Raw genomic sequence first — 24,515 nt, forward strand, 5'->3', positions numbered from 1 at the left:
GAGTACAGAATCAGGATTACAGATATAAGATGCTGCATAGAAACAGAAGCTGTCTTGATTCCTGATTCTGTACTCTTGATTCTATCGCTTTATCCCCTATCTATCCCTGCCGAGTTAAACTGCAGATCGTACAGTTTGCGGTAATAGCCATCCTCAATGCGCAATAATTCCTGGTGGCTGCCCATCTCTTTGATCTCTCCATGGTCGAGCACAATAATCTTATCGGCCTTTTGGATGGTTGATAAACGGTGTGCAATTACAATGGCTGTTCGGCCGTCCATCAGTTTATCAATGGCGTTTTGTATCAAAATTTCGGTTTCGGTATCAACAGATGAAGTGGCTTCATCCAACACCAATATGGCTGGATTATATACCAGCGCACGTACAAATGAAATTAACTGTGCCTGACCGGCCGATAGTGTTGCGCCGCGTTCCATCACATTATAATCGTACCCGCCGGGCAAACGCTCAATAAACTCATGCGCGCCTACATTGGTAGCGGCTTCAACAATTTGCTCGCGGGTTATTGATGGATTGTTTAAACTGATGTTGTTGGCAATGGTATCCGAAAACAAAAACACATCCTGAATTACAGTGGCAATTTGCGAGCGTAAAAAGTTAAGCTCGTAATCTTTAATATCCACGCCATCTACATGCACACTCCCCTGCCCTATCTCGTAAAAACGGTTCAGGATATTGATGGTTGATGATTTGCCCGCACCTGTGGCACCAACCAAGGCCAATGTTTGGCCGGGTTGTATACTGAAGTTGATATTTTTAAGCACCCAGTTATCATCATTATAGGCAAACCAAACGTTTTTAAAATCAATTTGTCCTTTTAATGCACCTGAGTTTATGGTGCCGTTGTTGGGAGCCACCTCGTCGGTATCTAACACTTTAAAAATACGGTCGGCACCCACCATACCCATTTGCAGGGTATTAAATTTATCGGCCAACTGGCGTATAGGTCTGAATAGCAAGTTCAATAGCGTAATAAAAGCCAGTATTTTACCGGGGGTGATGCCCTGACCTTCGGCGGTAATAGAGGCCATGGTTTGATCGCTCAAAATACGTTTACAGCCATACCAAACCAGCAAACCAATGGAGCATGCCATAAAAATCTCTACCACCGGGAAAAAGATAGAGTAATACCAATTGGAGCGAATATTGGCATCCCTATACTTCTCGTTCACGGCATTAAACTTGCGCATTTCCTGCGCCTCGCGCGAAAAGTATTGTATAATGCTGATGCCCGAAATATGTTCCTGCAAAAAGGTATTGAGCGCGGCTACATGCGTGCGCACATCCTGGAAAGATGACTTGATAGCTTCTTTAAAAACATAGGTTGCCCCTAACAAAAACGGAAGCGGGATGAGGGTGATAAGCGTTAGCTTCCAATCCTGCATCAGCATATAGCCAATGATGGAAACGAGCAAAAGCATGTCACCGGCAATAGAAATTAAGCCCTCTGAAAAAATATCGGCAATGGTTTCCAAATCAGACACGGTACGGGTAATCAACATACCGATGGGTGTACGGTCAAAGTATTTTAACCGCAGGCTCATCACGTGATTAAATACGTGTATACGCAAATCGCGGATTACCGATTGCCCTAAGGCGTTGGTTAAATACGTTTGATAATATTGGGCAACGGTTTGAATACCCAACTGGGTTATCATCAATGCTACAATAAATACTAAACCGTTATAATTACCTGCCAGAATATATTTATCCAACCCAATTTCCATAAGCATGGGCTGAACCAGGGTAATTACCGCCAAAAACACGGTAAGCAAGCCCGCTATTACAAAGGTGCGGTTGTAAGGCTTAACGTAAACCATTATACGTTTAAGCAACTGCCAGTCGAATGCTTTACCTGTTACTTTAGACATTAGCCAATGAGTGAATTATTGAAGGAGTGAATGAGTGATTTGTTCTTCGCTTCCATTCCAGATGCAAAGTTAGCCATATTTTAAAATTCGAAATTAAACATTCGAATTTCGACATTTTACAGATATGGATACTTCACTTCTGTTAAATACAAACCACAGGCAGGCACCGATGTTCCGGCGTTGCTACGGTTTTTACTTTCGATGATAGTACGGATGCCTTCGGGCTCAATTTCTCTACGACCAACCATCATACACGTACCCACAATGGCCCGAACCATATTCCGCAAAAACCTATCGGCCGATATATGAAACACCAACCCATCATTATGATGAATCCACTTGGCCAGCACAATTTTACAGTTATTGGTAAACACCTGCGTATTCGATTTACTAAAACAACTAAAATCAGTGTACTCCATCAATATATCAGCCGCTTTATTCATCGCCTCCACATCCAACTTCCCTTTTACCTGCCACGAATAATTTTGTTTAAACGGATCTTTTTGAAAATGTATATGGTATTCGTAAGACCTTTGTGTGGCATCGAAACGTGCATGCGCATCGGCATGAATAGGAATAATGCGCTTTACGGCAATATCATGCGGCAAAAGAGCGTTCAACGACTCAAGGCGAAGCCCCCGACCCCCCGACCCCTTAAAGGGGGAATTAGAACTTTGCTCGCTGCCCATTGCATCTGCTCCCCCTTCAGGGGACTGGGAGGCTTGAACATCCAGATGCACAAACAATTGCCTTGCATGCACGCCTGTATCAGTTCTTCCAGCCCCTAAAGTTTCCACCGGCTGGCGAAGAAGTATAGCTAAAGCTTCGTTCAGTTTTTGTTGAACGCTTATGGCATTAGGTTGCACCTGCCAGCCATGATAGTGGGTACCGTCGTAAGCCAGTTCTAAAAAATAACGTTGTAAATAAGCCACGGGACAAAGTTAATAAAACCCTGCGGCAAGGTTAAGTCATAATTTGGGCAAACAATTTTATATTTGCCGTGCTAATACCTTTAATATGATACAACGCGTACAAAGTATATACTTATTTTTAGCCAGCCTGGCCTTGTTTGCTCTTTACCTGTTTACCATTGCCAACAATGTGTACTTAAATAACGTACCCACCAATATTAAGATAACGGGCTTGTTTCAGGATGTAAACGGCGCTCAACAACAAACACAGGCATTTGTGGCACTTACGGCAGCTACCGCAGTGGTAGCGTTGCTGCCTTTGGTAATCATATCCTTATTCCGCAACCGAAAATTGCAGCTTACAATGGCTTACAGTACCATACTGGTTATTATTGGGCACAGCTTTTGGATGGCTCAAACCGTTAAAGGTGCGGTGGGCGCAATTACCCTTAACACTAATAACTTTGGTATGGGCTTGTTTTTATCGCCCATAGCTATATTGCTCATGATTTTTGCAATAAAAGCCATTAAGCGCGATGAAGCATTAATTAAATCGGCCGATAGGTTACGGTAAGTTACTTTAACATGCCACGGCCTTCTATTTTTTGATAAGGCTTTTTAAAAAATTCCTCTACTGTTTTATTAAACTCCTGCTCGTGATACACCGGCGTGGCATGGCCCGCGCCCGGAATGATCCATAAATAAGCGTTGGGAATTGATTTTGCAATTAATAAGGCATGCTCGGGCTTTACCACATCATGGTCTCCCCCTATAACTAATACGGGAGCCTGTATTTTTCTTAACTCTTCTGCCTTAATATTGGGCTGAACGGCAAGCATATGCCAAAGTTTCACTTCGTTCTTTAATTCGGCCGACGGCGATTTAACTTTTTTAACCGAGTCAGCTAATGCTTTATTTTGCCTCGAAATCATGTTAAACACGTAAGGCTCCAGTGCGGTTGTATCTGGGCATAAGTTGGCTCCGGTAATGACCATTTTTTCCACCTTATCAGGATGCCGCATGGCCATCAGCAATGCATTAATACTACCATCGCTCCAGCCAATTACATAACATTGCTTTAAGTGTAAACTATCAAGCAAAGCATTCATATCATCTGCCATCATTTCATAACTTAACGAGTCGGCTTTATCTACGGTTTTTCCCTGAGCGCGGCTGTCGGCAAGTATTACCTGGTAGTTTTTAGCAAAATAAGGAATCTGCCCTTTAAAATTATTTATAGAGCCTCCGTTGGCGTGCATAATTAGCAGTGGTTCGCCCTTGCTATATATTTCATAATACAGTTTAATGCCACGGGTATTTAAGTAGTGGCCGGTAGCTTTATTATTTCCAAAAGCTTCATCATTTGCTTTTACTTTTTTACGCTGTGCATTAGCGGTACAGCTAATTAATATAGCTGCTATTATTAATAGGCTTTGCTTATATAAAGTCATTATCATTTATTAAATTACTGATTGCAAATATATTACACCATCACTGTCATACTATTTATCATTACTATCTCATTTTCAATATCATATTTTAAATTACATTAATTTATCGTACCTTTGCACCCGATTTGGCGATGTTGCCGAATTCGTTATTTTAATTCATGAACAACCCATTTTTAGAACTGGGAATCCGTCATGATATTGTTAATGCCATCACTGAGTTAGGATTTGAAAATCCTACACCAATCCAGAATCAGTCAATTCCGGTATTGTTAACAGGCAGCAACGATTTTGTCGGATTAGCCCAAACCGGGACCGGAAAAACTGCTGCTTTTGGCTTACCATTATTGGAACTGCTGGATTTTGAAGAAAATTATCCACAGGCACTAATTCTGTGCCCTACACGTGAACTTTGTTTACAAATCACCAATGATTTGAAAAACTACTCTAAAAACATGCAAAACGTAAATGTTGTTGCTGTTTATGGCGGAGCAAGTATTTCAGATCAGTTACGCCAAATTAAACGCGGCGTACAGATTGTTGTTGCTACCCCGGGCCGTATGCTCGATATTATCAACCGCAAGGCTATTGATTTTTCGCAGGTACAATTTGTAGTATTGGATGAAGCCGACGAAATGCTCAATATGGGCTTTCAGGAAGACATTGACAGTATCTTATCCACCACGCCCGAGGATAAAAAAACATGGCTGTTTTCAGCCACCATGCCAAGCGAGGTACGCCGCATTTCGAAAAAGTACATGACCGACCCTTTTGAGTTGACCATGGGCGAAAAGAATACCGGCAATGCCAATATTGAACATGAGTACTACATTGTACGTGCCCGTGACAAATACGCTGCATTTAAACGTATTGTTGATTTTAACCCCGAGATTTTTGGTATCGTATTTTGCCGTACCAAAATTGAAACTCAGGAAATTGCCGAATCATTGGTAAAAGACGGTTACAACGCCGACTCATTACACGGTGACCTTTCGCAACAACAACGCGACAGGGTAATGAAGCGCTACCGCGAACGTGGCCTGCAATTGCTAATTGCAACTGACGTAGCCGCCCGTGGTATTGATGTTAACGACGTTACACACGTTATTAACTACTCATTACCTGATGAAATAGAGAACTATACCCACCGCAGCGGTCGTACTGCACGTGCCGGTAAAACTGGTGTCTCTATCGCTATTGTTAACTCTAAAGAGATTGGCAAAATTCGCCAGATAGAGCGTGTTATTGGCAAAAAATTCATTAAAGCCGAAATACCAACCGGTTTTGATGTTTGCGAAAAACAATTGTTTGGCTTAATACACAAAGTGCATAACGTTGAAGTTAACGAGCAGCAAATTGAGCAGTACTTGCCACGTATAATGGACGAGTTTGCCGATTTGAGCAAAGAAGACATTATTAAACGTTTTGCTTCTATTGAATTTAACAGCTTCTTAGAATATTACAAAAATGCGCCAGACCTTAACGTTACCGAGGATACCCGCTTTACCCGCGATGGTGCTCAAGGTGAAAGACCTTCACGTTCTGGTTCAAATGCCGATTTTACCCGTTTATTCATCAACCTGGGTTCGGTAGACGGGTTTACCCGTGGCGACTTGTTAGGTTATTTTTGTAACCAAACCAACATAGTTGGCCGTACAATTGGCAAAATCGATATTAAGGGTGTTTACTCTTTCTTAGAGGTTGCTAATGGCGATGTTGACCAAGCTTTCAACGCATTCAAATCAGCTCAATACAAAGGCCGTGAGGTTCGTATCGAGGTATCGGCCGAAGGCGATCGTGATCGCGGTGGTGACCGTGGCGGCTTTGGTGGCGGTGGCTACAAAAAACGTGAAGGCGGCAGCGGCTATGGCGGCGGTGGCAATCGTCGCGAAGGTGGCAACAGCAACCGTGGCAGCGAACGCAAAGAAGGTGGTGGTTTCCGCGACTTTTCGGGCAAACGCCGTGAAGACCGTGGCGAGCGTCGTAAAAGATACTAAGTATTTAGTTTTTTAAGTCTCAGTTCAGGAGTGAATTGAGCAGTTAGTTTTAGTTTGACAAAGCCTTTCCGTAACCGGAGAGGCTTTTGTTTTAGCGTACAAAAGCAACACTCACCGAGTCGGGGTATAACAATTTCAAGTTCTTAGCATCCAATTGTTGAATAACAAACTTGGTAGGCACACTTCCTTCAAACGAGGTAAAAATAGTATCCCCTTTCACAAAATAATCTTCGGCAACAGGTTCGGTTTGCTCACTCAATATAAATTGTTTGCCTGTAATTTCGAGCCTTGTGCTACCATCATGAGAACGCCATTTGCCTTTGAGTTTGCTGTTACCGGTTTCGGAACAGGCGGCAGAAATTAGCACCAAGGCGCTAATTACATGTACAAATACAAGTAAAGTTGTTTTCATGATTAAAGCAGGTTTTATAGAATAGATAAGTGCCTGCCGATGGCAGGCACTTAATAAATTAGTTGGGTTTATTAACCAGGGCCGATTCTTTTACATATATATGCTGGCCTTTTTTGTTTACATAATAGTACGCCGAGTTTTTATCGATGTAAATAGTTTGACCTTGAGGGCCTACTTTACTATCGTATTTTTTATCAACTACAGCCGAAGTACCTTTAACCGCTAATTCAGCAGTTTTTTGTCCGGTTTTTTTACCTGCATGGCCAACGGCTGTAGCACCTTTGCCAATAGCACGGCCGGTTTTAGTGGCGCCGCTATCAATGGCACGACCTGTTTTTTTAAGAATCTGGGCTTGAGTATCGGCAGCAATAAATATTCCGGCTGCCAATAAAGCAACTTTAATAACGTTTTTCATGGTATTAATTAAGTTAATGTAAATATACTAACTCAATTGTTCGGCCAAACGCTTCATTTCCAGTACGGGAGACTGTTTTTTGTATAAAACACGGTATACAGCTTCACATATAGGCATGCTCACTGTATAGTGTTTATTAACCTGGTGTAGACAATTTACTGCATAGTATCCCTCGGCAACCATATTCATTTCTAATTGAGCCGAGGTTACAGTGTAGCCCTTACCTATCATGTTACCAAAAGTACGGTTACGGCTAAACTGCGAATAGGCGGTAACCAGCAAATCGCCCAGGTAGGCGCTCTCTTTAATATCGCGGTCAATAGGGTGCACGGCATCCACAAAATCTTTCATCTCGCGAATGGCGTTAGAAATTAATACCGCCTGAAAATTATCACCATAACCCACGCCGTGGCATATGCCACTGGCTACGGCATAAATGTTTTTTAGCACTGCGGCGTATTCTGTACCATAAATATCATCAGATACGATGGTTTTAATATAGCGCGTGCTCAACATGCCGGCAAACTCAGCTGCTAAAATAGTATCGGCCGAAGCAATAGTAAGGTAGGATAGCTTTTCTAAAGCCACCTCCTCGGCATGACAGGGCCCGCTGATAACCAAAAATTTTTCGAACGGAATGTTATAGTACTTATGCAAAAACTCGCCTATAATAAGGTTTTCATCGGGTACTATGCCTTTGATGGCCGATATAACCTTTTTGCCCTCAAAATCTTGCGGGGTAATGCCGGTGAGCGCCTGTTTTAAAAATGCTGCCGGTACGTTGAGCAAAACAAAATCGGCCTCGGCAATTAATGCTTTAAGGTTGGTTGATATATTTTGTGCAAGCACCTTTATTTCAACCGAACTTAAATAATTAGGGTTGTGCCCGTATTGCTGCACATGCTCTACAGCTTCGGCGTTACGCATCCACCAAAAAATCTCTTTAGAGGTAGTATTATCGGTAAGCATTTTAATATTAGCGGTGGCCCAACTGCCCCCTCCTACCACCAGAATTTTATTTGGCTGCCCTTGCATTCTTTGTACGTTACGGTTTATAGTTATTAACCGTGTTGACAAAGGTATGTTTCGGAATTTGAATTTCGAATTTTCAACTCTAATTTTTAAATATTACATTCTGTTCATCTCGCTCGCTGCTCCACTGTTGCGTTCGCGGGCAGTTTTTAACTTCATGTTGCCAAACTGGTAAGTAAAGCCAAGGCTAAAGCGGCGGCTTTCCCATTCGTTTTGCCAGGTGGTGTTAATGTTGTTGTACTGCAATACGCTACGGTAACGGTTGCCAAAAAACACGTCGCGCACTTTAAAACTGATGGTTGCTTTTTTATTCATAAAGGTTTTGTTAATGGCGGCATCAATTTGCGAACCCGACAGCGTGCGCGCCAAGCCCGATATTGATGGCGAGTAATACATGGCCGATAATTGCACACGGAAGCTTTTAGGCAAGGTAAAAGTTTGATCGGTTGAGCCCGACCATGAAAACCGGCTCGAATTATAATTAAGGTTTTGACTGGCCGCCATTACTTTATCATACGAGCCATCAAGGTTAACGGTTACGTTCCACCACTTTACGATATTAAAGCTACCTCCTGTGCTAATGCTCAGGTTGCTGGTGTTGCCGAGGTTTTGATAGATGGCTATACTTTCCTTGGTTTGGTCGTTTTGGGTAATTACGGTGGTTACCGAATTGTTTACCCGGCGGTAGCTCAGGCTCAATACCTGGAAACTTTTATAAGTGTAATTAAACCCAAACGATTTTGAGAACGATGGCTGCAAATTTGGATTACCCTGTATGGCGGTATACGGGTCGCTGTAAAAAGTGAACGGGTTAAGGTTACCATAGCCCGGGCGACTGATCCGCTCTGTGTACGAAGCATTCAACTGGTTATTGGCATTAATTTTATAAGTGGCAAACACGCTCGGGAAAAGTCTCCAGTAATTGCGGTTGGTTACCTGTGCTGTGGTAATAGAGTTACCTTTTGATATGGTTTGCTCGGTACGTAAGCCTGCTTTAAATTCCCATTTTTTGCCTAAAGTTTTATTGAGCGTAAGGTAACCAGCATTAATATTTTCATTGTATAAAAAATGATTGCTACGGCGATTGTCATTCACCCAGCCCTGTGTTTTCAATGAGTCGAAGCGGGCATTGTTATCCGAGCTTACCCAACTGCTTTTCCAGCCGGTTTCAAAGCGCCAGGTTTTGGCAAACGGCCAAACATAATCAACCTTTAACGATCGGATGTTATAGTTAGCCGGGGTATTGTTGCGCAGTTTAATGGTATCGCCAATACGGTTACCTGCGCCATTATAGTACACATTGCTAAACTCCTCGTTGCTCACACTGTTGCTACGGATGTAATCACCATCGAAACTCAATTTTTGACCTAATGAATCTATTGCAAAAGCGTAGTTTAAGTTTAAGGCATAGGTGTGCGTATTGGTATATTGTGGTTTAGTCATAGCCACGCTTCCGGTTTGCTGCCCGGCGCTGTTCAGCGTTACCGAATTACTGGTTACATCAGCATTTTGCGGCGATGCTCCTCCCCTGAACATGATGCCCAATGTGCTGCGTTTGCTGGCAAAGTAATCGGCACCAGCGGTATAATTAACGTAATTGCTGATGGGGTGCCAGTAATTTTCCTGATTGTAAAGCTCGGCACCAATCTGGCGTCCCAAATTAAGTTTGTTATACGAGTTGGAGTAGCCGCCGTTGTTGCGTGTAAATACGCTTATTTTACCCACATTGTAATTCAAGTTTAATCCACCCGAAAGCTTGCCATACGTACCATAACCTGTATTGGCAGTAGCCGTACCATTAAAGCCTTGCAATTTATTACGTTTCATGATGATGTTAATAACGCCAGCCGTACCCGCAGCATCAAAATTGGCCGGCGGATTGGCCATCAACTCAATTTTACTAATGGCGTTGCCCGGTAAGGTTTTAAGGTAATTGCTTATTTCGGCACTGCTCATGTAGGTCATGCGGCCATCTATCATCACGTTAACCCCACCGTTGTTGTGGTACAAAATGTTATCGTCTTTATCCAGCTTAATGCCGGGAGCTTTCTTTAACACCTCGAGGGCATTGTCGCCGGTGGTTATCATTTTTTCGACGTTTACCACCAGGCGGTCGCTTTTTTGTTCCAGTTGAGGTACGGTACTGGTTACGGTAACGGCGTTAAGTGCTTTGCTTTGTTCGGTTAAGGTAATGAGCGGCACGGCAATAGCGGCTCCTGTATAATTAATGTGATTGCTGCATTGGGTTGCAAATCCCATCAGGCTAACTTTAATTACATACGCTCCGTTTTTTAAATTTTTGAACAGATAAGCGCCATTGCCATCGGCCATTTGGGCGGCGGCTTGGGCCGAATCGGGCAGGTGCAGCAACTGAACGCTGGCCCCGGTAAGTGGTTCGGCTTTGCTGTTTTTTACGGTACCGCCTATGCTGCCGGTTTGGGCAAATGAATGTGATGCTTTTAAAATAAGGACGATTACTATTAGGGCTAACTTTTTCATGATCTCGAAAATTGTGTTTGGGTTGACGGTTCAAAGGTGCAGTTAGCTCATACGTATATAAATTATACTACACCAACAGGCTAAAATCTTATCCCAACCGGTAAAAGCAGTGTGTTACGTGTTGGAATAACAAAATGGGGTGTTGGTGTAAATTTTTGTAAGGCAAATAACAAATGCCGTACTTTTATGGCCATGACAAAAAAGCGGATAGTGTTACTGCACGTGCTGGCCTGGCTGGCTTACTTAGCCTATTGCTTTGTGGGCATACTCTACTTCTCGGGAAATGAAATATCCTTTCCAAAAGTTTCGCTCTTACTGCAATTGAGCTATCTCCTGTCGTTAATGAGTGTGTTCTATTACTACTATTCCTTAATACTGCCCGGATTTTTTAATAGAAAACTACGCTTTGTTGCTGTGCTTGGTGCACTGGCTACCCCCTTTGTGTTTATTTTTACGCGTTACCTGCTTGAGGAGAAGTTATACGATCTGCTATTCGGATTTCATAATTATAGTAACGACACTACTTTTAAGCATTATATGTTAGATAACCTCTACCGTGGACTGCCTGCTATTATATTCAGCAGCGCTGCATGGGGTTTAACCTATGCTTATCGCCAGGAGCGAGAAAATAAGCAGCTCCGCGAAGAAAAAATCAAAGCCGAGCTGGCTTTCCTGAAATCGCAGATCAATCCACACTTTTTATACAATACGCTCAATTATATTTACTCGCTGGCCTACCCGGTATCAGATAAACTGGCCGATGCCATTATCAAGCTATCGCAATTGATGCGCTACATGCTAACCGAAAGTCCCGACGGCCTGATCGATCTGGAAAAGGAGGTAGATTATCTGAACAACTACATCGACATATATCGCCTGCGGTTTGAGGATAATTTTCATGTTGATTTTAAAGTTGAGGGCGATATTGCCGGTAAACGCCTGGCTTCGCTCGTACTTATTCCCTTTGTAGAAAACGCCTTTAAACATGGAGCGGTCGACGATCCTCAGCGACCGGTTCGCATTCACCTCAAAGCAATAGCCAACAGGCTGATGTTCACGGTAAGCAACAAAATTAGTCACCATCAAAAAGACCACTCGAGCGGGGTTGGCTTAGTCAACATTCGCCGTCGGCTCGAACTTATCTACCCCGGTAAACACGATCTATTGATCTCGGAAAACGGGCAAACTTATAAAACCACTTTAAACATCGAACTTTAGCCTAAACCTTATCACTATTTATGAATATTTTAAAATGCCTTTTAATAGTATTGGCCTTGCTTTGCCCTAACCTTTTGGTTGCCCAGGATTCGTTGGTGCATCCTAAGCAAAAAATTAAAATCGTCCTATTAGGGACCTATCACTTTGCCAACCCTGGTGCCGATAAGTTTAATGTTAGGGTTGATGATTACAGCACCCCGAAGCGTCAACAACAAATACAGGAGCTTAACAATGCTCTTGCCCGCTTTGCCCCCAAAAAGATATTCACCGAGAGCAATAGCAGCTTTCAGGCACAAGCCGATAGTTTATTTCAGCTTTACAAAGCCGGGAAATGGGATATTCCGGCCAAGGTAGTAAGCGAGCGTTTCCAGATAGGGCTAAAACTGGCTAAACAACTTAACAACGATCATATTTACTGCGCCGATGCCGAAGGCAAATGGCTGGCCCCGGAAGTTGAAAAATATGCCGACAGTATGCAAATTGAGTATGTTAAGCAAATGGAAAAGTATTTTGAACAATACACGCAATGGTTCAATAACTATATCAGTAATCATACCGTTAAACAAAACCTTGCCTACTTAAATCGCCCCGAAGAGTTGCTTAATCACAATCATTACATATATAACTATGTATTTGCCCGTGTAGGTGCCGGCAAAAACTATATAGGTGCCGAATTGGTGGGCGAATGGTATAAACGTAACGTAAAAATTTATGCCAACATACTGCAAAACATCACCCCTGCCGATAAGCGTGTGCTGGTTATATTTGGGGCAGGCCACATGCACATCTTGAAGCAGCTGTTTAAAGACAATCCCGATTTTGAGGTAGTGGAAGTGAATAAATATTTGGATAAGTAAGGTGATTTGAACGGGAGACTGCCACCAATTTAACACAATGCATGATTACATCAATTAGCACCAGTGCTAATCGCATAATCCTGAAAGTTTAAACAGAAAAATTGAAGATAAACAGCCGCTTTACATATAGCTTACTGTAGATAAGGCTCCCTGTTACCAAGTTACGCTGCTAATACCTACCTTTGCAGCCTGATGAGAAAAGGTAAAAGAGGCCCCAACTTAATGTTCGAAAACGTTGCGGTAATTGATATTGCCGAAGAGGGCAAAGGTGTAGGTAAAACCGAAGATTTTGTATTGTTTATTGAGAAAGCCGTTCCGGGTGATGTGGTTGATGTAGAAGTTTACCGCAAAAAGAAAAACTTTGGCGAAGCCAAAATAACAGCCCTCAAACAACCTTCAGTCCATCGCACTGAACCATTTTGCGAGCATTTTGGCACGTGCGGCGGTTGCAAATGGCAACATATGACCTATGATGCCCAGCTACAATTTAAGCAAAAGGCCGTTACCGATGCCCTTACCCGTTTGGCCAAGCTGGATGTAAGTCACTCCCAATACATAGTAGGTTCGCCTGCCGACCGTTACTACCGCAATAAGCTCGAATATACTTTCAGTAACAAACGCTGGCTAAACGACGGCGAAAACCGTACCGATGAAGCCGTAGACATGAATGCCCTCGGTTTTCATATTCCCGGCCGCTTTGATAAGATACTGGATATTAACCACTGCTACCTGCAGGCCGATCCATCTAACAATATTCGCCTTAAAATACGCGATTACGCCAAGCTACATGGCCTGAGTTTTTACGATGTCCGTGAGCATACGGGCGCATTGCGTAACCTTATTATCCGTACAGCCGTAACCGGCGAACTGATGGTAATTGTGGTTTTTGCCTATGCAACTGAAGAAGAAGTTAACGGCCTGATGAGTTACGTAGAGCAGGAATTCCCGGAGATCACCTCGCTGCTGTACATTCTCAATCAAAAGAAAAACGATACCATTTTTGACCAGGACGTACTGGCCTGGAAAGGCCCCGAGTACATTCACGAAAAGATGGATGATATACAGTTCCGCATTGGGCCAAAATCGTTTTACCAAACTAACGCCATACAAGCCAAACGCCTGTACGAAATAGCCCGCGATTTTGCCGGGTTTAAAGGCGATGAGTTAGTATATGATCTGTACACCGGAGCCGGTACCATTGCCAATTTTGTGGCTGGGCATGTGCGCGAAGTTATTGGTGTAGAATATGTACCATCGGCCATTGAAGATGCTAAAGTAAACTCGTCCATAAACAATATTCATAACACCAAATTTTACGCCGGTGACATGAAAGATGTGCTCAACGCCGAATTTGTAGCTCAGCACGGCAAACCCGACGTGATCATCACCGACCCGCCCCGTGCCGGTATGCATGCCGATGTGGTGGACCGCCTCATGGAAATTGAAGCACCCAAAATTGTTTACGTAAGCTGTAACGCCGCCACACAAGCCCGCGATTTAATTGTTTTAAAAACTTAAGTATAACGTAACCCAAATTCAGCCGGTTGATATGTTTCCGCATACACAACACGTAGAAAATGTGGTATTACTGGAATTGAAAAGCGAAGAGCAAAGACGGAGCGAAGCTACGGAGAGCGAGGAGCGAGGATTGGAAGAAACAATTTAAATACTTTATCAGAGCAGTAAGCATTATAATGCCATACCGCCTCTCCAAAACACCGCTCCCCGCTCAATAATAAATTTAAAAGCTATGACCCCTGAAGAACTATTAAACGAAAATAATAATCAGAAAAAGCAAAGCCCGCTTCAAAGCCTTGAGGTTGATTTACGCCTATACAGCGAATCGATGCGCGAGATAGCGGTTGAAATTATGGTAGAAGGCTTATCGGCTTACCCCATATTTATTGCCCACCAGCATGAGGTGTCGTTAGGCGAACTGATTTTAGACAAGGCCGATTTAAATACCGATTGGAACATCAATGCCTCAACCCTTGAAGAGTTTGTGCAAAAAGGTGTAATTAAACCGGAGCTTAAACAGCGCTTTATTGATAATTACAAAAGTGCCCACGATTTTATGTGCGTGTTTGCCATAGTACCCGAGGGCGCCAACTTTATATTTTTCCCATACGGCAAGGAATAACTTTATATTTGTTGTGTGTTGTTAGTTATCTGTTGTCAGTAAAAACACTCTGCCATCAATCAAAAAAATCACACAACACACAACGGTTAACCCACAACTAATACCATGGCCGAAAAGCTTTTAATACTCAATCATCAGCAAATACAGCAAAAGATTGACCGCATTGCTTACCAGATACTCGAAGACAATTACGACGAGCAGGAGATCGTAATTGCAGGCATTTTATCGCAGGGAAGTGTGATTGCACGCCGTATACAGGCCGTGCTTCAAAAAATTGCACCCTTTACCTGCACCATGATCAATATTGAGATCGATAAAGATGCTAATCATCTCGAAGCAAACCTGGATGCTGATATTAATATTTGCGCCAAACAAGGTAGTTATACTGGTTGATGATGTTTTAAACAGCGGCAAAACCCTGGCCTATGGTTTTGGTGTGTTTTTGGATGTTCCGCTTAAAAAGCTGCGCACCGTGGTACTGGTAGACCGTAACCACAAAAACTTCCCGGTAAGTACCGATTATGCCGGCGTGGCCTTGTCAACCGTTATTAAACAACACGTATACGTATCGCTAAGCGAAACTGGCCAAGATGATGCCGTGTATTTAGGATAAGGACATATTGATATTAAACAGCAAAGGCTGCCCGTAATGGAGCAGCCTTTGCTGTTTATATAAAATACGGTATTAGTTACCGGCTTGTTTAGCTTCTTGTTTCAATTGATCGTTAGCTATAATAACAATTTCCACACGGCGGTTTTGTGCACGACCGGCTTCGGTACTGTTATCGGCAATAGGTTCGTTAAAGCCTTTACCACTGGTGGTTAAACGTGACCCGCTTACGCCGTGTAATGCAATGTAAGCCTTAACCGATTCGGCACGGCGAACCGACAGATCCTGGTTAAGTGCGGCGCTACCGGTATTATCAGTATGGCCTACAATTAAAATATTGGTTTGCGGGTTGTTAGTTAATGATGTAGCCAGGTTGTTTAGGTTAGTTTGCGCAGCTGTTTTTAACGCAGTTTTATTTACATCGAATAAAATGCCCGAATCAAATTTTACCAATATACCTTCACCCTGGCGCTCAACAGTTGCACCCGGAACGGTTTGCTTAATTTCGGCAGCCTGGCGGTCCATTTTACGACCAATAAAAGCACCTGCAGTACCTCCCACTGCACCACCTATAATAGCACCTAATGCAGTATTACCGGCACTTTTGCCTATAATGGCACCAATAGTACCACCGGCACCTGCGCCAATAGCAGCGCCTTTTTGGGTTTTTGTTAACGAATTACAGCCCGAACCTACTAAGCTGGCAGCAGCTAAGCCTACAGCTACAACGGCTGTTTTAAAATTTATAGTTTTCATATTGATGTGTGTAAAATTTGTCTTGTGCCTCAAGATTACAAATCTCTTGCCAAAGTGTTTTATAAACGATCATATTAACTCACTTTGTTTGGTTTGACGCCTGCCAATTAAATAGTTTAATTTGTAATCAAACCCAAACCACTTAGCTGCCATTCTTAGTGTATTGCTCATGCTGCCATTTAAGTATGAAATGACAATTTGTGTGTACTAAGCCATACGCAGTAACATTATTGATTTCACAATACTGAATAAATAAACGATATTGAACCAAACAACCACACCAGCCAATTTTGACTGATATAACACCCGCACAACGCACCTGGATTGCTTTTAAAAGAAACAAAGCGGCTATGGCTGGTTTGGCTATTATTGTGCTATCGGTTTTAACAGCGTTGCTTGGATACTTAATAATGCCCGATGGTTCGCCCAACGCCAATAACATGTCGTTACCGTTGAGCCTTAAAAAGCCCGGCGCAAAGTTTACACTGCTGCTGCTTCCTAAGCCCGATGCGGTTGACAATACTGGTTTATTTGCGGGTATAATAGGAGGCACATCATCCCCTAATCAGGAAATACCTATTACCGGGTATCACATCAAAGCCGATTCGCTTATCATAAACGAGTATCTGAGCGATGAGGACAAGCCTGAACGCAAAGCCTATCATTTAAAGGCAGTTACAAAAAACCAAAAGCAATTTAATTCCGTACAGTTAATTAAAGAGCACATTGTAACCCGCACCTATTGGCTGGGCACCGATATTTATGGCCGCGATTTATTGAGCCGCATTATATTGGGCACCCGTATATCATTAATCGTGGGTATTATGGCCGTGTTCATCAGTTTGCTGGTTGGTGTAACTATAGGTGCGCTGGCCGGATATTATGGTGGTAAGGTTGATGGGGCGCTGAGCTGGTTAATGAACATACTATGGTCATTACCGGCGTTACTGTTGGTTATTGCCTTATCCTTTGCGCTTGGTAAAGGGTTATGGCAAATATTTATAGCAGTAGGCTTATCCATGTGGGTGGAAGCCGCAAGGTTGGTACGCGGACAGGTCATCAGCCTAAAACAAGCCGAATATATTGAAGCCGCACGGGCTTTAGGTTATAACAACCGGCGCATTATTTGGCGGCATATTTTGCCTAATATGGCAGGCCCGGTGCTGGTTGTAGCGGCATCAAACTTTGCTTCGGCCATATTGCTGGAGGCGGGTTTGAGCTTTTTGGGTTTTGGTGCGCAACCGCCGGTGCCCACCTGGGGAGGCATGATACGCGAACATTACGGCTATATTGTAATGGATGCGGCTTACCTGGCCATCATTCCGGGGCTTGCCATTATGCTGATGGTGTATGCTTTTAACCTGGTAACCACGGGATTACGTGATGCTTTTGATATAAAATCGCAAAACGTTAGGTTATAAGATATATTTTCTAATTTAGGGCGTCTACAGAACTACGAATGCAGAATATTGACGAAGGCTCGGGCGAAGATGAGTTAATTAAACTGCTCCTTAAAAGGCAGTGGGAATTAAACTCTTTACTGGAGGTAACACAGGCTATTAATAAAAATACAGCGGCCCCTGTGTTACTGCAAATGCTGGAAGTTATCCTGAAAAACTACCTGCAGGTTGGTAAACTGCGTTTCCTCATCGAAAAGCAGGGTAGTTACGTGTGCGTTTCAAAATACGGAGGCGAGTTTGAAGGCGTGTCGGTTTTGCACAAAGCCTGTACCCTGCTTAAAAAAGTAAAAACTCCCACCGCACTAACCGGGTATACCGATGCCGTATTAAGCAGTTACAATTATTTCATACCTATTTACCATAAAAACAAGGCTATTGCATATGCCCTGATCGGTGATTTTACCCTTTCGGGTGAAATGATGAGCAATGACCTTAACTTTATGCAAACGCTCATTAACGTAATTGTTGTAGCCCTCGAAAACAAGAAACTTTTTCGCGAGCGCTTGCAGGCCGAACGCTTTCAGCGCGAAATGGAGCTGGCCGTTGAAGTGCAGAACATGCTCATCCCGGTTAAAATTCATAAAGATAATGCCATTGAGGCCAGCGCCAAATACCTGCCCCACCAGGATATCGGCGGCGATTACTTCGACTTTTTCCGCCTCAACGATCATGAGTTTTTGTGGTGCATAGCCGATGTGTCGGGCAAGGGAATTTCGGCAGCTTTGCTCATGGCTAACTTCCAGGCCAGCTTACGCGCCTGGGCCACGGTTGAAGACGATCTGTCTGCAGTTGTAAAAAAGCTAAATCAAATTGTTATCCTCAACACCAAAGGCGAGCGTTTTATAACCCTGTTTGTAGCCAAATACAACGAAAAATCGCGCAAGCTGTGCTACATCAACGCCGGCCATAACCCTACCGTTTTATTCAACGGCAAAACTGCCCAGCTATTAAAAACGGGCACCACCATGATTGGTGTTTTCGACGAGCTGCCTTTTATTACCCAGGGCGAAGTTACCGTTGAACCCGGCAGCATGGTTTTTAACTACACTGATGGTTTAATGGATTACGATCTGGAGCAAGACATACGATGGAACGAAGGCAAACTGGTAACTTACATTACCGAAAACGGCCACCTACCATCGTCGCAATTCAATCAAAATTTAATGGACCATCTTAGCCGTATTATTAAAGGCAAGCGTATTGATGATATTACGTTATTAACGTTACGGATAACATAGGTATTAATGACCTTTGGCAAAGTTTTTTTCACCCGCCTCAATAGCTACGTGTAAATTATTTGCTTGTGGAGGTTTGGGGCATGCATATCCCGATGCAAAAGCACAATATGGATTATAAGCTTTATTAAAATCGAGTGTTAGTTTGTTGTTTTTAAAATCTCCCTCACGCAAATCAATATATCGCCCGTTACCATATGTTTCCTTCCCATTGGTCTCGTCAGTAAATGGCAGGAAAAGATAATCAGCATATAGTGGCATACGGGATAAGGCCGCATTACGGTAAACCTCAAGCGTCATAACCTTACCCTTAATAGTAAAACTTAATACAGCATACTTGGTGTATTCGCTTCCACCTCCGCTTATGGCTGGTATGGTAAAAACCCCCGCATTACTTACCAACTCCACCTTAGCCTCTACACGAAAGCTGCTATCCGGCTCAAAAAATCTCAGATACTTCAAATCATCTTCCTTTAAAGGGGAGCTTTTATTCTTCAAAAAATCTTCAATATAATGCTTTCTAAACGCAGTAATTTCCTGTTTATGGCTTTGCGAGTAACTTGTTGAATAAACGGCCATGAGCATGAACAGCGTAATGCATGCTTTTAAAGTATTTCCCATAACAGTTATAGGTTGATAAATCATTTTAATAATAAATACAAATTTGAAGTTTTTTTGAAGAAATTTGAAGTTGGTAAAAAAACATAGCAATATACCAATTGCAAATACAAAGCGTTATCCAAAAAGCATGGCTAAAACTAAACGCCCACCTGTTTTAAAAATCAAAGCACCGGTAGAAAAGTTTCCACTCCTTGCCCGCTATCAGCACGAGTTGGTAGAAGCCGGGTGCGATGAGGCTGGTCGTGGGTGTTTGGCCGGGCCTGTTTTTGCCGCTGCCGTTATTTTACCGCCCGATTTTGAGCACAGTCTGCTTAACGATTCTAAACAACTCTCCGAAGCCGACCGCTACCTACTTCGTACCGAAATTGAGGAACGCGCCGTGGCCTATGCCGTGGCATCGGTTAGTAACGAGGAAATTGACGAGATCAACATCCTCAATGCGTCGTTTTTAGCCATGCACCGCGCTATAGACGCGTTACATATTAAACCCGGCTTTTTGATTATCGACGGTAATCGGTTTAATAAATATCAAACTACGCCCCACCAGTGCATTATACAGGGCGATGGCAAGTATTTCAGCATTGCGGCTGCCTCTATCTTGGCCAAAACCTACCGCGACGACCACATGCTAAAGCTGGCTCTTGAGCACCCCGAATACGATTGGCATACTAATAAAGGCTATCCAACCATTAAACATCGCAACACCGTGTTGCAATTGGGCTTTACCCCGCATCACCGGCGTACTTTTAATGTCACAAATCCACAACTAAGTATCTTTTAATTTTGAATACCAATAAGGGGTTAATACTTTTGCTAACAACCAATAGCCTCTTGTGAAAATTTTAATTGTTACCCATCTCGCTCCGTTTCCGCAAAATAGCGGTTACCCCATTGTGGTGGGCAACACCATTAAGGGGCTTATCGATTCGGGTCATGATGTTTCACTATTTTCACTAAACCCTAAAAAACACAAGGTTTACCACGATAATAATACCGTAAACCATACCGCCCCGACTAACTATTATTCGCACAGTATTGATACCAGCGTATCGGCAGGGCAAGCATTTTTGAGTTTATTTAACGGGAAATTATATACGGTTGAACGTTATTTTGATGCCGGTTTTGAACGCCGGCTATTGCAGGAGGCTAAAGATGGCAATTATGACATTATCCAGTTCGAAGGCTTGTTTGTAACGCCTTACCTGCCAGCCATTCGTAAAGTTACTAAAGCAAGGCTCATTTACAGGGCGCACCATATTGAGTACATGGTATGGGAACGGATGGCTAAACAAAAAACCGATCCCTTTAAAAGATTCTACTTAAAACTAACTGCCCGTCGCATTAAAGATTTTGAACTCAAACAGTTTAACCTTTTTGATGCTGTAGCGGTGTTCACCAACCAGGATAAGGAAGCCATACAACAATATTGTAATAGTAAAATACCAGTGGAGATTATTCCCGTTGGACTTGACCTTAGCCGGTACAAACCTGATCATAAGGTTACCAGGTTCCCCAGTCTTTTCTTTTTAGGCGCTATGGATTGGCTGCCCAACCGGGAGGGCATTGAGTGGTTCCTGGATAATTTTGCAACCGAACTGGCCGACGGCGACCTCAAGGCCCCGTTTTATGTGGCCGGCAACGACATACCTGAACGCTTTGATGATTATGAAGTGGTTGGCAAAATATTCATTCACGGTGAGGTTGATGATGCGCTGGAGTTTGTGAACAGTAAGGCCGTAATGGTGGTTCCGCTGCTATCGGGCGGGGGCATGCGCGTAAAAATTGTGGAAGGTATGGCCATGCAAAAGTGCATTATATCTACATCGCTGGGAGCAGAGGGCATTAACCACTCGCACGGCGAAAATATATTGATAGCCAATACCCCGCAAGAATTTAGGCGCGCCATTAAGCGTTGCATACAGGATGAGCATTATTGCAGGCGTATAGGCTTGAGTGCCCGCAAACTGGTGCAGGAACAGCATGATACCCAAAAGACCAACGAACGCCTTGTAAGCTTTTACGAGCAGTTGCTTAATGGCTGATTTTGGCCTTTTTTTAGTAATTTGCGCCCGCAAATACTATTACTGTTTCTCAAAAAAATGAAGAATACCGCTTTAACCGAAGTACATATACGCGAGGGTGCCAAAATGGTGCCTTTTGCTGGTTATAATATGCCCGTGCAATACGCAGGCATTAATTCCGAACACGAAACCGTGCGCAAAGCCGTAGGGGTTTTTGATGTAAGCCACATGGGCGAATTTATATTAAAGGGCGATAAGGCGCTCGACCTCATCCAGCAAGTTACCAGCAACGACGCTTCGAAATTATACGACGGTAAAGTGCAGTACTCTTGCCTGCCCAACGAAGACGGTGGTATTGTTGACGATCTTTTAGTTTACCGCATTGACGATAAAACCTACATGCTGGTAGTCAACGCATCCAATATTGAGAAAGACTGGAACTGGATAAGCAAATACAACACCTACGGTGTGGAAATGAAAGACATTTCGGACCGCACCTCGCTGCTGGCCATACAAGGTCCTAAAGCTACGGAGGCTTTGCAAAGCTTAACCGACATCGACCTGGGTTCGATGGAATATTACACTTTCAAAAAAGGCAAATTTGCCGGTGTTGATAACGTTGTGGTATCGGCCACGGGTTACACTGGTGCAGGCGGTTTTGAGATCTATTTTGACAACGAGCACGCCGAAGAAATATGGGCAGCCGTATTTAAAGCAGGCGAACCTTTCGGCATAAAACCTATTGGTTTAGGCGCACGCGATACCCTGCGTTTAGAGATGGGCTTTTGTTTGTACGGTAACGATATTGACGATACCACATCGCCATTAGAGGCCGGTTTAGGCTGGATCACCAAGTTCAGCAAGCCATTTACCAATTCGGAAGCCTTACAGCAGCAAAAGCAACAAGGCATCAGCAAAAAGCTGGTGGGCTTTGAGATGACCGAGCGCGGTATACCCCGCCATGATTATGAAATTGTGGATGCCGATGGCAATAACATCGGTAGGGTAACCTCAGGTACGCAATCGCCATCGTTACAAAAGGCTATTGGATTGGGATACGTAAACCAGGCTTTAGCCAAAGAGGGCAGCGAGATATTCATTAAAATCCGCGATAATAAGGTGAAGGCGCAGGTGGTTAAACTACCGTTTACCCCCCAGCCCCCTAAAGGGGGAGCTCAATAGCAATTTCGCAGTAATTAAAATGTGTCATTGCGAGGAGCGATAGCGACGTGGCAATCCCATCGCGTTTCAACCAAGCAAGAGGAGATTGCCACGCTACGCTCCTCGCAATGACATATGGTATAGAATAGAAATTTTGAACACACAACAAGATAAATTCCCCCTTCAGGGGGTTAGGGGGTTAGAAGTTTGCCTTACCCCGGCACTCATTCCTTTGTATAAAGTTGAAGACTATATTGTGGTCATCATCGATATTTTTCGCGCTACCACATCTATCAGTTACGGCATAGAAAATGGTGCCGAGGCTATCATCCCGGTATCGGAAGTGGAAGAATGCGCCGCCTACCGCGAAAAGGGGTTTGACTACCTGTTAGCTGCCGAGCGTAACGGTGAAGTGGTGGCAGGGTTCGATTTTGGTAATTCGCCGTTTGCTTACACGCCCGAAAAGGTGGCCGGTAAAACTGTGGTACTTACTACTACCAACGGCACCCACGCCCTGCACTTATCGCGTAATGCAAAAAAAATAGTGATAGGCTCGTTCTTAAATCTAACCGCGCTTTGCAACTGGTTAAAAACACAGCATGACAATATATTGCTGGTATGTTCGGGCTGGAAAAACAACTTCAACCTCGAAGATACGCTGTTTGCCGGAGCCGTAGTTGAGCAGCTAAAAGCCGACGGCTACAAACTTGACGACCCCGCCATTGCCGCAAACGACCTGTTCCAGTTAGGGAAAAACGACATTAGCGAGTATCTCAAAAAAACCTCGCACGGTGAGCGCCTCAAAAAACTGGGCATCGAAAAAGATATTGCCTTTTGCCTGCAGATAGATCTCACCACGGCCATCCCTGTTTTAGAGGGAGAGAAGCTGGTTAAGTTGTAATCTGCAATACAATATAATCCGTTATGCCGATGCATATCGGCATGACGGATTATAATATGGGAGTATCGTTAACTATTCGCAACCCGTCTCTTCCTCCTCCATCGCCTGAATAAAAACCAAAGTACTATAACTATTAGCACAACAGGCCACGAGGTTATCAGTCCAAAGAAGATGCTTTGTAATAGCTCTACGCTTTCACTAAGTGCAGATTTAAAGCGATAACCAAACCCATTGCCATCTGTTCCTTTTATAGGTGTTTCAGTAAAAAAAGTGATATTGAGAGAGCTATAGGCTATTTGTTTGTTCAAATAATTTAGCTGGCCTTGGGTGGTTTCAATGTTGGTTCGTATCTCATTCAGCTTGTTTTCCACCTCCAGTATATCGGACATCCGGGTCGATTTTTGCAGGAGTTCCTTATACCGGTTTTCGAGCAGCTTTTGATTATTAAGACGGGTGGTGACATCAATAAATTCGGTGGTCACGTCTTTTACCGTAATATTTTTCGATTCTATACGATCGGCCGATGCAGAAACCGTACTTAAAAACTTTTCAAAGTTTTGGGCAGGAATGCGCACGCTAAGGGTATATTCTTTGCGGTCGGCACCGTTGTTATTAGTTTCGGTTTCTTCCGCAACGTAACCACCATGCTTTTTAAGGCTATCGGTAATAATTTTCCGGGTGGCTTTTAAATCATTGGTTTCAAAGGCAATAGAGCCCTCTTTAATAATTTTTTTCTCAATGGTTTTATCTTCAACTGGTGGAGGCATTTTAATGGCATCAACTGCTACAGCTTCATCCATTGATGACTGTGCTGGCGGAGCAGGAGCCAATGCCACTTCCTGCACTTTGTACCCTTCCTGTTTGCCTCCACTTTGGCATGCCCCTAATGAAGTTATAAAAAACACAGCATAAAGCAATCGTATCATATA

General features: G+C 43.4%; 23 protein-coding genes and 1 pseudogene. 14 read left to right on the plus strand and 10 right to left on the minus strand.

Going from position 1 to position 24,515, the window contains the following annotated elements; all coding sequences use genetic code 11:
- Positions 1-89: 89 nt before the first annotated feature.
- Together QE417_RS11960 and truA are read right to left on the minus strand one after the other, a co-directional pair.
- Positions 90-1,892, minus strand: a complete 1,803-nt coding sequence (locus QE417_RS11960; RefSeq protein WP_311950209.1) for an ABC transporter ATP-binding protein — start codon at positions 1,890-1,892, stop codon at positions 90-92.
- Between the two features lie 116 nt (positions 1,893-2,008).
- Positions 2,009-2,824, minus strand: a complete 816-nt coding sequence (gene truA / locus QE417_RS11965; RefSeq protein WP_311950212.1) for a tRNA pseudouridine(38-40) synthase TruA — start codon at positions 2,822-2,824, stop codon at positions 2,009-2,011.
- Between the two features lie 85 nt (positions 2,825-2,909).
- On the opposite strand from truA, the gene QE417_RS11970 reads away from it, so the two are divergent.
- Positions 2,910-3,377 carry a DUF4293 domain-containing protein gene (locus QE417_RS11970; protein ID WP_311950215.1) on the plus strand — a complete coding sequence of 156 codons (468 nt, stop codon included), beginning with the start codon at positions 2,910-2,912 and terminating at the stop codon, positions 3,375-3,377.
- A gap of 1 nt (position 3,378) precedes the next feature.
- Here the strand turns inward: QE417_RS11970 and QE417_RS11975 are convergent, their stop codons facing one another.
- Positions 3,379-4,254 carry an alpha/beta fold hydrolase gene (locus tag QE417_RS11975; protein ID WP_311950217.1) on the minus strand — a complete coding sequence of 292 codons (876 nt, stop codon included), beginning with the start codon at positions 4,252-4,254 and terminating at the stop codon, positions 3,379-3,381.
- Positions 4,255-4,412: 158 nt separating this feature from the next.
- On the opposite strand from QE417_RS11975, the gene QE417_RS11980 reads away from it, so the two are divergent.
- Positions 4,413-6,248, plus strand: coding sequence for a DEAD/DEAH box helicase (locus tag QE417_RS11980; RefSeq protein WP_311950219.1), 1,836 nt, complete (start codon positions 4,413-4,415; stop codon positions 6,246-6,248).
- Positions 6,249-6,339: 91 nt separating this feature from the next.
- Here the strand turns inward: QE417_RS11980 and QE417_RS11985 are convergent, their stop codons facing one another.
- The 4 genes from QE417_RS11985 to QE417_RS12000 form a co-directional block, all read right to left on the minus strand.
- Positions 6,340-6,660, minus strand: a complete 321-nt coding sequence (locus QE417_RS11985) for a hypothetical protein (RefSeq protein ID WP_311950221.1) — start codon at positions 6,658-6,660, stop codon at positions 6,340-6,342.
- 58 nt (positions 6,661-6,718) lie between these two features.
- Positions 6,719-7,075 (minus strand): hypothetical protein, encoded by a 357-nt coding sequence (locus QE417_RS11990; protein ID WP_311950223.1) that lies wholly within the window; start codon positions 7,073-7,075, stop codon positions 6,719-6,721.
- A 27-nt stretch (positions 7,076-7,102) separates the two neighbouring features.
- The gene (locus QE417_RS11995; RefSeq protein ID WP_311950225.1) at positions 7,103-8,110 is read right to left on the minus strand and encodes an NAD(P)H-dependent glycerol-3-phosphate dehydrogenase; all 1,008 of its coding nucleotides are present in this window, start codon (positions 8,108-8,110) and stop codon (positions 7,103-7,105) included.
- A gap of 93 nt (positions 8,111-8,203) precedes the next feature.
- A complete protein-coding gene (locus tag QE417_RS12000) occupies positions 8,204-10,606 on the minus strand; it encodes an outer membrane beta-barrel family protein (protein WP_311950227.1) in 2,403 nt (800 codons plus the stop codon).
- Positions 10,607-10,792: 186 nt separating this feature from the next.
- Between QE417_RS12000 and QE417_RS12005 the strand changes: the two genes are divergently transcribed.
- The 6 genes and pseudogenes from QE417_RS12005 to QE417_RS12030 all read left to right on the plus strand — a co-directional run bounded on the left by QE417_RS12005 (position 10,793) and on the right by QE417_RS12030 (position 15,434).
- Positions 10,793-11,824, plus strand: coding sequence for a sensor histidine kinase (locus tag QE417_RS12005; RefSeq protein WP_311950229.1), 1,032 nt, complete (start codon positions 10,793-10,795; stop codon positions 11,822-11,824).
- Between the two features lie 20 nt (positions 11,825-11,844).
- Positions 11,845-12,681, plus strand: a complete 837-nt coding sequence (locus QE417_RS12010; RefSeq protein ID WP_311950231.1) for a DUF5694 domain-containing protein — start codon at positions 11,845-11,847, stop codon at positions 12,679-12,681.
- Between the two features lie 192 nt (positions 12,682-12,873).
- Positions 12,874-14,347, plus strand: a pseudogene (gene rlmD, locus QE417_RS12015) (23S rRNA (uracil(1939)-C(5))-methyltransferase RlmD).
- A gap of 84 nt (positions 14,348-14,431) precedes the next feature.
- Positions 14,432-14,821, plus strand: coding sequence for a hypothetical protein (locus QE417_RS12020; protein WP_311950233.1), 390 nt, complete (start codon positions 14,432-14,434; stop codon positions 14,819-14,821).
- A 105-nt stretch (positions 14,822-14,926) separates the two neighbouring features.
- On the plus strand, positions 14,927-15,214 hold the full coding sequence (locus QE417_RS12025) for a phosphoribosyltransferase family protein (protein ID WP_311950235.1): 288 nt from the start codon (positions 14,927-14,929) through the stop codon (positions 15,212-15,214).
- A complete protein-coding gene (locus tag QE417_RS12030; RefSeq protein WP_311950237.1) occupies positions 15,141-15,434 on the plus strand; it encodes a phosphoribosyltransferase family protein in 294 nt (97 codons plus the stop codon). Before QE417_RS12025 ends, QE417_RS12030 begins: the two co-directional genes overlap by 74 nt.
- 72 nt (positions 15,435-15,506) lie before the next feature.
- Here QE417_RS12030 and QE417_RS12035 read toward each other — a convergent pair whose 3' ends face one another.
- Positions 15,507-16,187 (minus strand): OmpA family protein, encoded by a 681-nt coding sequence (locus tag QE417_RS12035; protein WP_311950239.1) that lies wholly within the window; start codon positions 16,185-16,187, stop codon positions 15,507-15,509.
- A gap of 290 nt (positions 16,188-16,477) precedes the next feature.
- On the opposite strand from QE417_RS12035, the gene QE417_RS12040 reads away from it, so the two are divergent.
- Complete coding sequence (locus QE417_RS12040; RefSeq protein ID WP_311950242.1) at positions 16,478-17,608, plus strand: ABC transporter permease; 1,131 nt, start codon at positions 16,478-16,480, stop codon at positions 17,606-17,608.
- Between the two features lie 38 nt (positions 17,609-17,646).
- Positions 17,647-18,885: a PP2C family protein-serine/threonine phosphatase gene (locus QE417_RS12045; RefSeq protein ID WP_311950244.1), complete on the plus strand. Its 1,239-nt coding sequence runs from the start codon at positions 17,647-17,649 to the stop codon at positions 18,883-18,885.
- 3 nt (positions 18,886-18,888) lie between these two features.
- Here the strand turns inward: QE417_RS12045 and QE417_RS12050 are convergent, their stop codons facing one another.
- Complete coding sequence (locus tag QE417_RS12050; protein ID WP_311950246.1) at positions 18,889-19,503, minus strand: DUF1684 domain-containing protein; 615 nt, start codon at positions 19,501-19,503, stop codon at positions 18,889-18,891.
- A gap of 127 nt (positions 19,504-19,630) precedes the next feature.
- Between QE417_RS12050 and QE417_RS12055 the strand changes: the two genes are divergently transcribed.
- The 4 genes from QE417_RS12055 to QE417_RS12070 all read left to right on the plus strand — a co-directional run bounded on the left by QE417_RS12055 (position 19,631) and on the right by QE417_RS12070 (position 23,586).
- Positions 19,631-20,284 (plus strand): ribonuclease HII, encoded by a 654-nt coding sequence (locus QE417_RS12055; protein ID WP_311950248.1) that lies wholly within the window; start codon positions 19,631-19,633, stop codon positions 20,282-20,284.
- Between the two features lie 52 nt (positions 20,285-20,336).
- Positions 20,337-21,545, plus strand: a complete 1,209-nt coding sequence (locus QE417_RS12060; protein WP_311950249.1) for a glycosyltransferase family 4 protein — start codon at positions 20,337-20,339, stop codon at positions 21,543-21,545.
- A gap of 57 nt (positions 21,546-21,602) precedes the next feature.
- Entirely contained in the window at positions 21,603-22,706 is a 1,104-nt protein-coding gene (gene gcvT / locus QE417_RS12065) for a glycine cleavage system aminomethyltransferase GcvT (protein WP_311950251.1), read from the plus strand.
- Between the two features lie 133 nt (positions 22,707-22,839).
- Positions 22,840-23,586, plus strand: coding sequence for a 2-phosphosulfolactate phosphatase (locus QE417_RS12070; protein WP_311950253.1), 747 nt, complete (start codon positions 22,840-22,842; stop codon positions 23,584-23,586).
- Between the two features lie 68 nt (positions 23,587-23,654).
- Here QE417_RS12070 and QE417_RS12075 read toward each other — a convergent pair whose 3' ends face one another.
- Positions 23,655-24,512 carry a DUF4349 domain-containing protein gene (locus QE417_RS12075; RefSeq protein WP_311950255.1) on the minus strand — a complete coding sequence of 286 codons (858 nt, stop codon included), beginning with the start codon at positions 24,510-24,512 and terminating at the stop codon, positions 23,655-23,657.
- Between the last annotated feature and the right edge of the window lie 3 nt (positions 24,513-24,515).

Origin of the sequence: Mucilaginibacter terrae (assembly GCF_031951985.1) — a bacterium.
GTDB classification, from domain to species: Bacteria; Bacteroidota; Bacteroidia; order Sphingobacteriales; family Sphingobacteriaceae; genus Mucilaginibacter; species Mucilaginibacter terrae_A.

Excerpts from the sequence above, each read along its gene's own strand:
- QE417_RS11960 (WP_311950209.1), bottom strand. The coding sequence starts at position 1,892 with ATGTCTAAAGTAACAGGTAAAGCATTCGACTGGCAGTTGCTTAAACGT.
- QE417_RS11970 (WP_311950215.1), top strand. The coding sequence starts at position 2,910 with ATGATACAACGCGTACAAAGTATATACTTATTTTTAGCCAGCCTGGCC.
- QE417_RS11975 (WP_311950217.1), bottom strand. The coding sequence starts at position 4,254 with ATGACTTTATATAAGCAAAGCCTATTAATAATAGCAGCTATATTAATT.
- QE417_RS11980 (WP_311950219.1), top strand. The coding sequence starts at position 4,413 with ATGAACAACCCATTTTTAGAACTGGGAATCCGTCATGATATTGTTAAT.
- QE417_RS11985 (WP_311950221.1), bottom strand. The coding sequence starts at position 6,660 with ATGAAAACAACTTTACTTGTATTTGTACATGTAATTAGCGCCTTGGTG.
- QE417_RS11990 (WP_311950223.1), bottom strand. The coding sequence starts at position 7,075 with ATGAAAAACGTTATTAAAGTTGCTTTATTGGCAGCCGGAATATTTATT.
- QE417_RS11995 (WP_311950225.1), bottom strand. The coding sequence starts at position 8,110 with ATGCAAGGGCAGCCAAATAAAATTCTGGTGGTAGGAGGGGGCAGTTGG.
- QE417_RS12000 (WP_311950227.1), bottom strand. The coding sequence starts at position 10,606 with ATGAAAAAGTTAGCCCTAATAGTAATCGTCCTTATTTTAAAAGCATCA.
- QE417_RS12005 (WP_311950229.1), top strand. The coding sequence starts at position 10,793 with ATGGCCATGACAAAAAAGCGGATAGTGTTACTGCACGTGCTGGCCTGG.
- QE417_RS12010 (WP_311950231.1), top strand. The coding sequence starts at position 11,845 with ATGAATATTTTAAAATGCCTTTTAATAGTATTGGCCTTGCTTTGCCCT.
- QE417_RS12020 (WP_311950233.1), top strand. The coding sequence starts at position 14,432 with ATGACCCCTGAAGAACTATTAAACGAAAATAATAATCAGAAAAAGCAA.
- QE417_RS12025 (WP_311950235.1), top strand. The coding sequence starts at position 14,927 with ATGGCCGAAAAGCTTTTAATACTCAATCATCAGCAAATACAGCAAAAG.
- QE417_RS12030 (WP_311950237.1), top strand. The coding sequence starts at position 15,141 with ATGCTAATCATCTCGAAGCAAACCTGGATGCTGATATTAATATTTGCG.
- QE417_RS12035 (WP_311950239.1), bottom strand. The coding sequence starts at position 16,187 with ATGAAAACTATAAATTTTAAAACAGCCGTTGTAGCTGTAGGCTTAGCT.
- QE417_RS12045 (WP_311950244.1), top strand. The coding sequence starts at position 17,647 with ATGCAGAATATTGACGAAGGCTCGGGCGAAGATGAGTTAATTAAACTG.
- QE417_RS12050 (WP_311950246.1), bottom strand. The coding sequence starts at position 19,503 with ATGGGAAATACTTTAAAAGCATGCATTACGCTGTTCATGCTCATGGCC.
- QE417_RS12055 (WP_311950248.1), top strand. The coding sequence starts at position 19,631 with ATGGCTAAAACTAAACGCCCACCTGTTTTAAAAATCAAAGCACCGGTA.
- gcvT (WP_311950251.1), top strand. The coding sequence starts at position 21,603 with ATGAAGAATACCGCTTTAACCGAAGTACATATACGCGAGGGTGCCAAA.
- QE417_RS12075 (WP_311950255.1), bottom strand. The coding sequence starts at position 24,512 with ATGATACGATTGCTTTATGCTGTGTTTTTTATAACTTCATTAGGGGCA.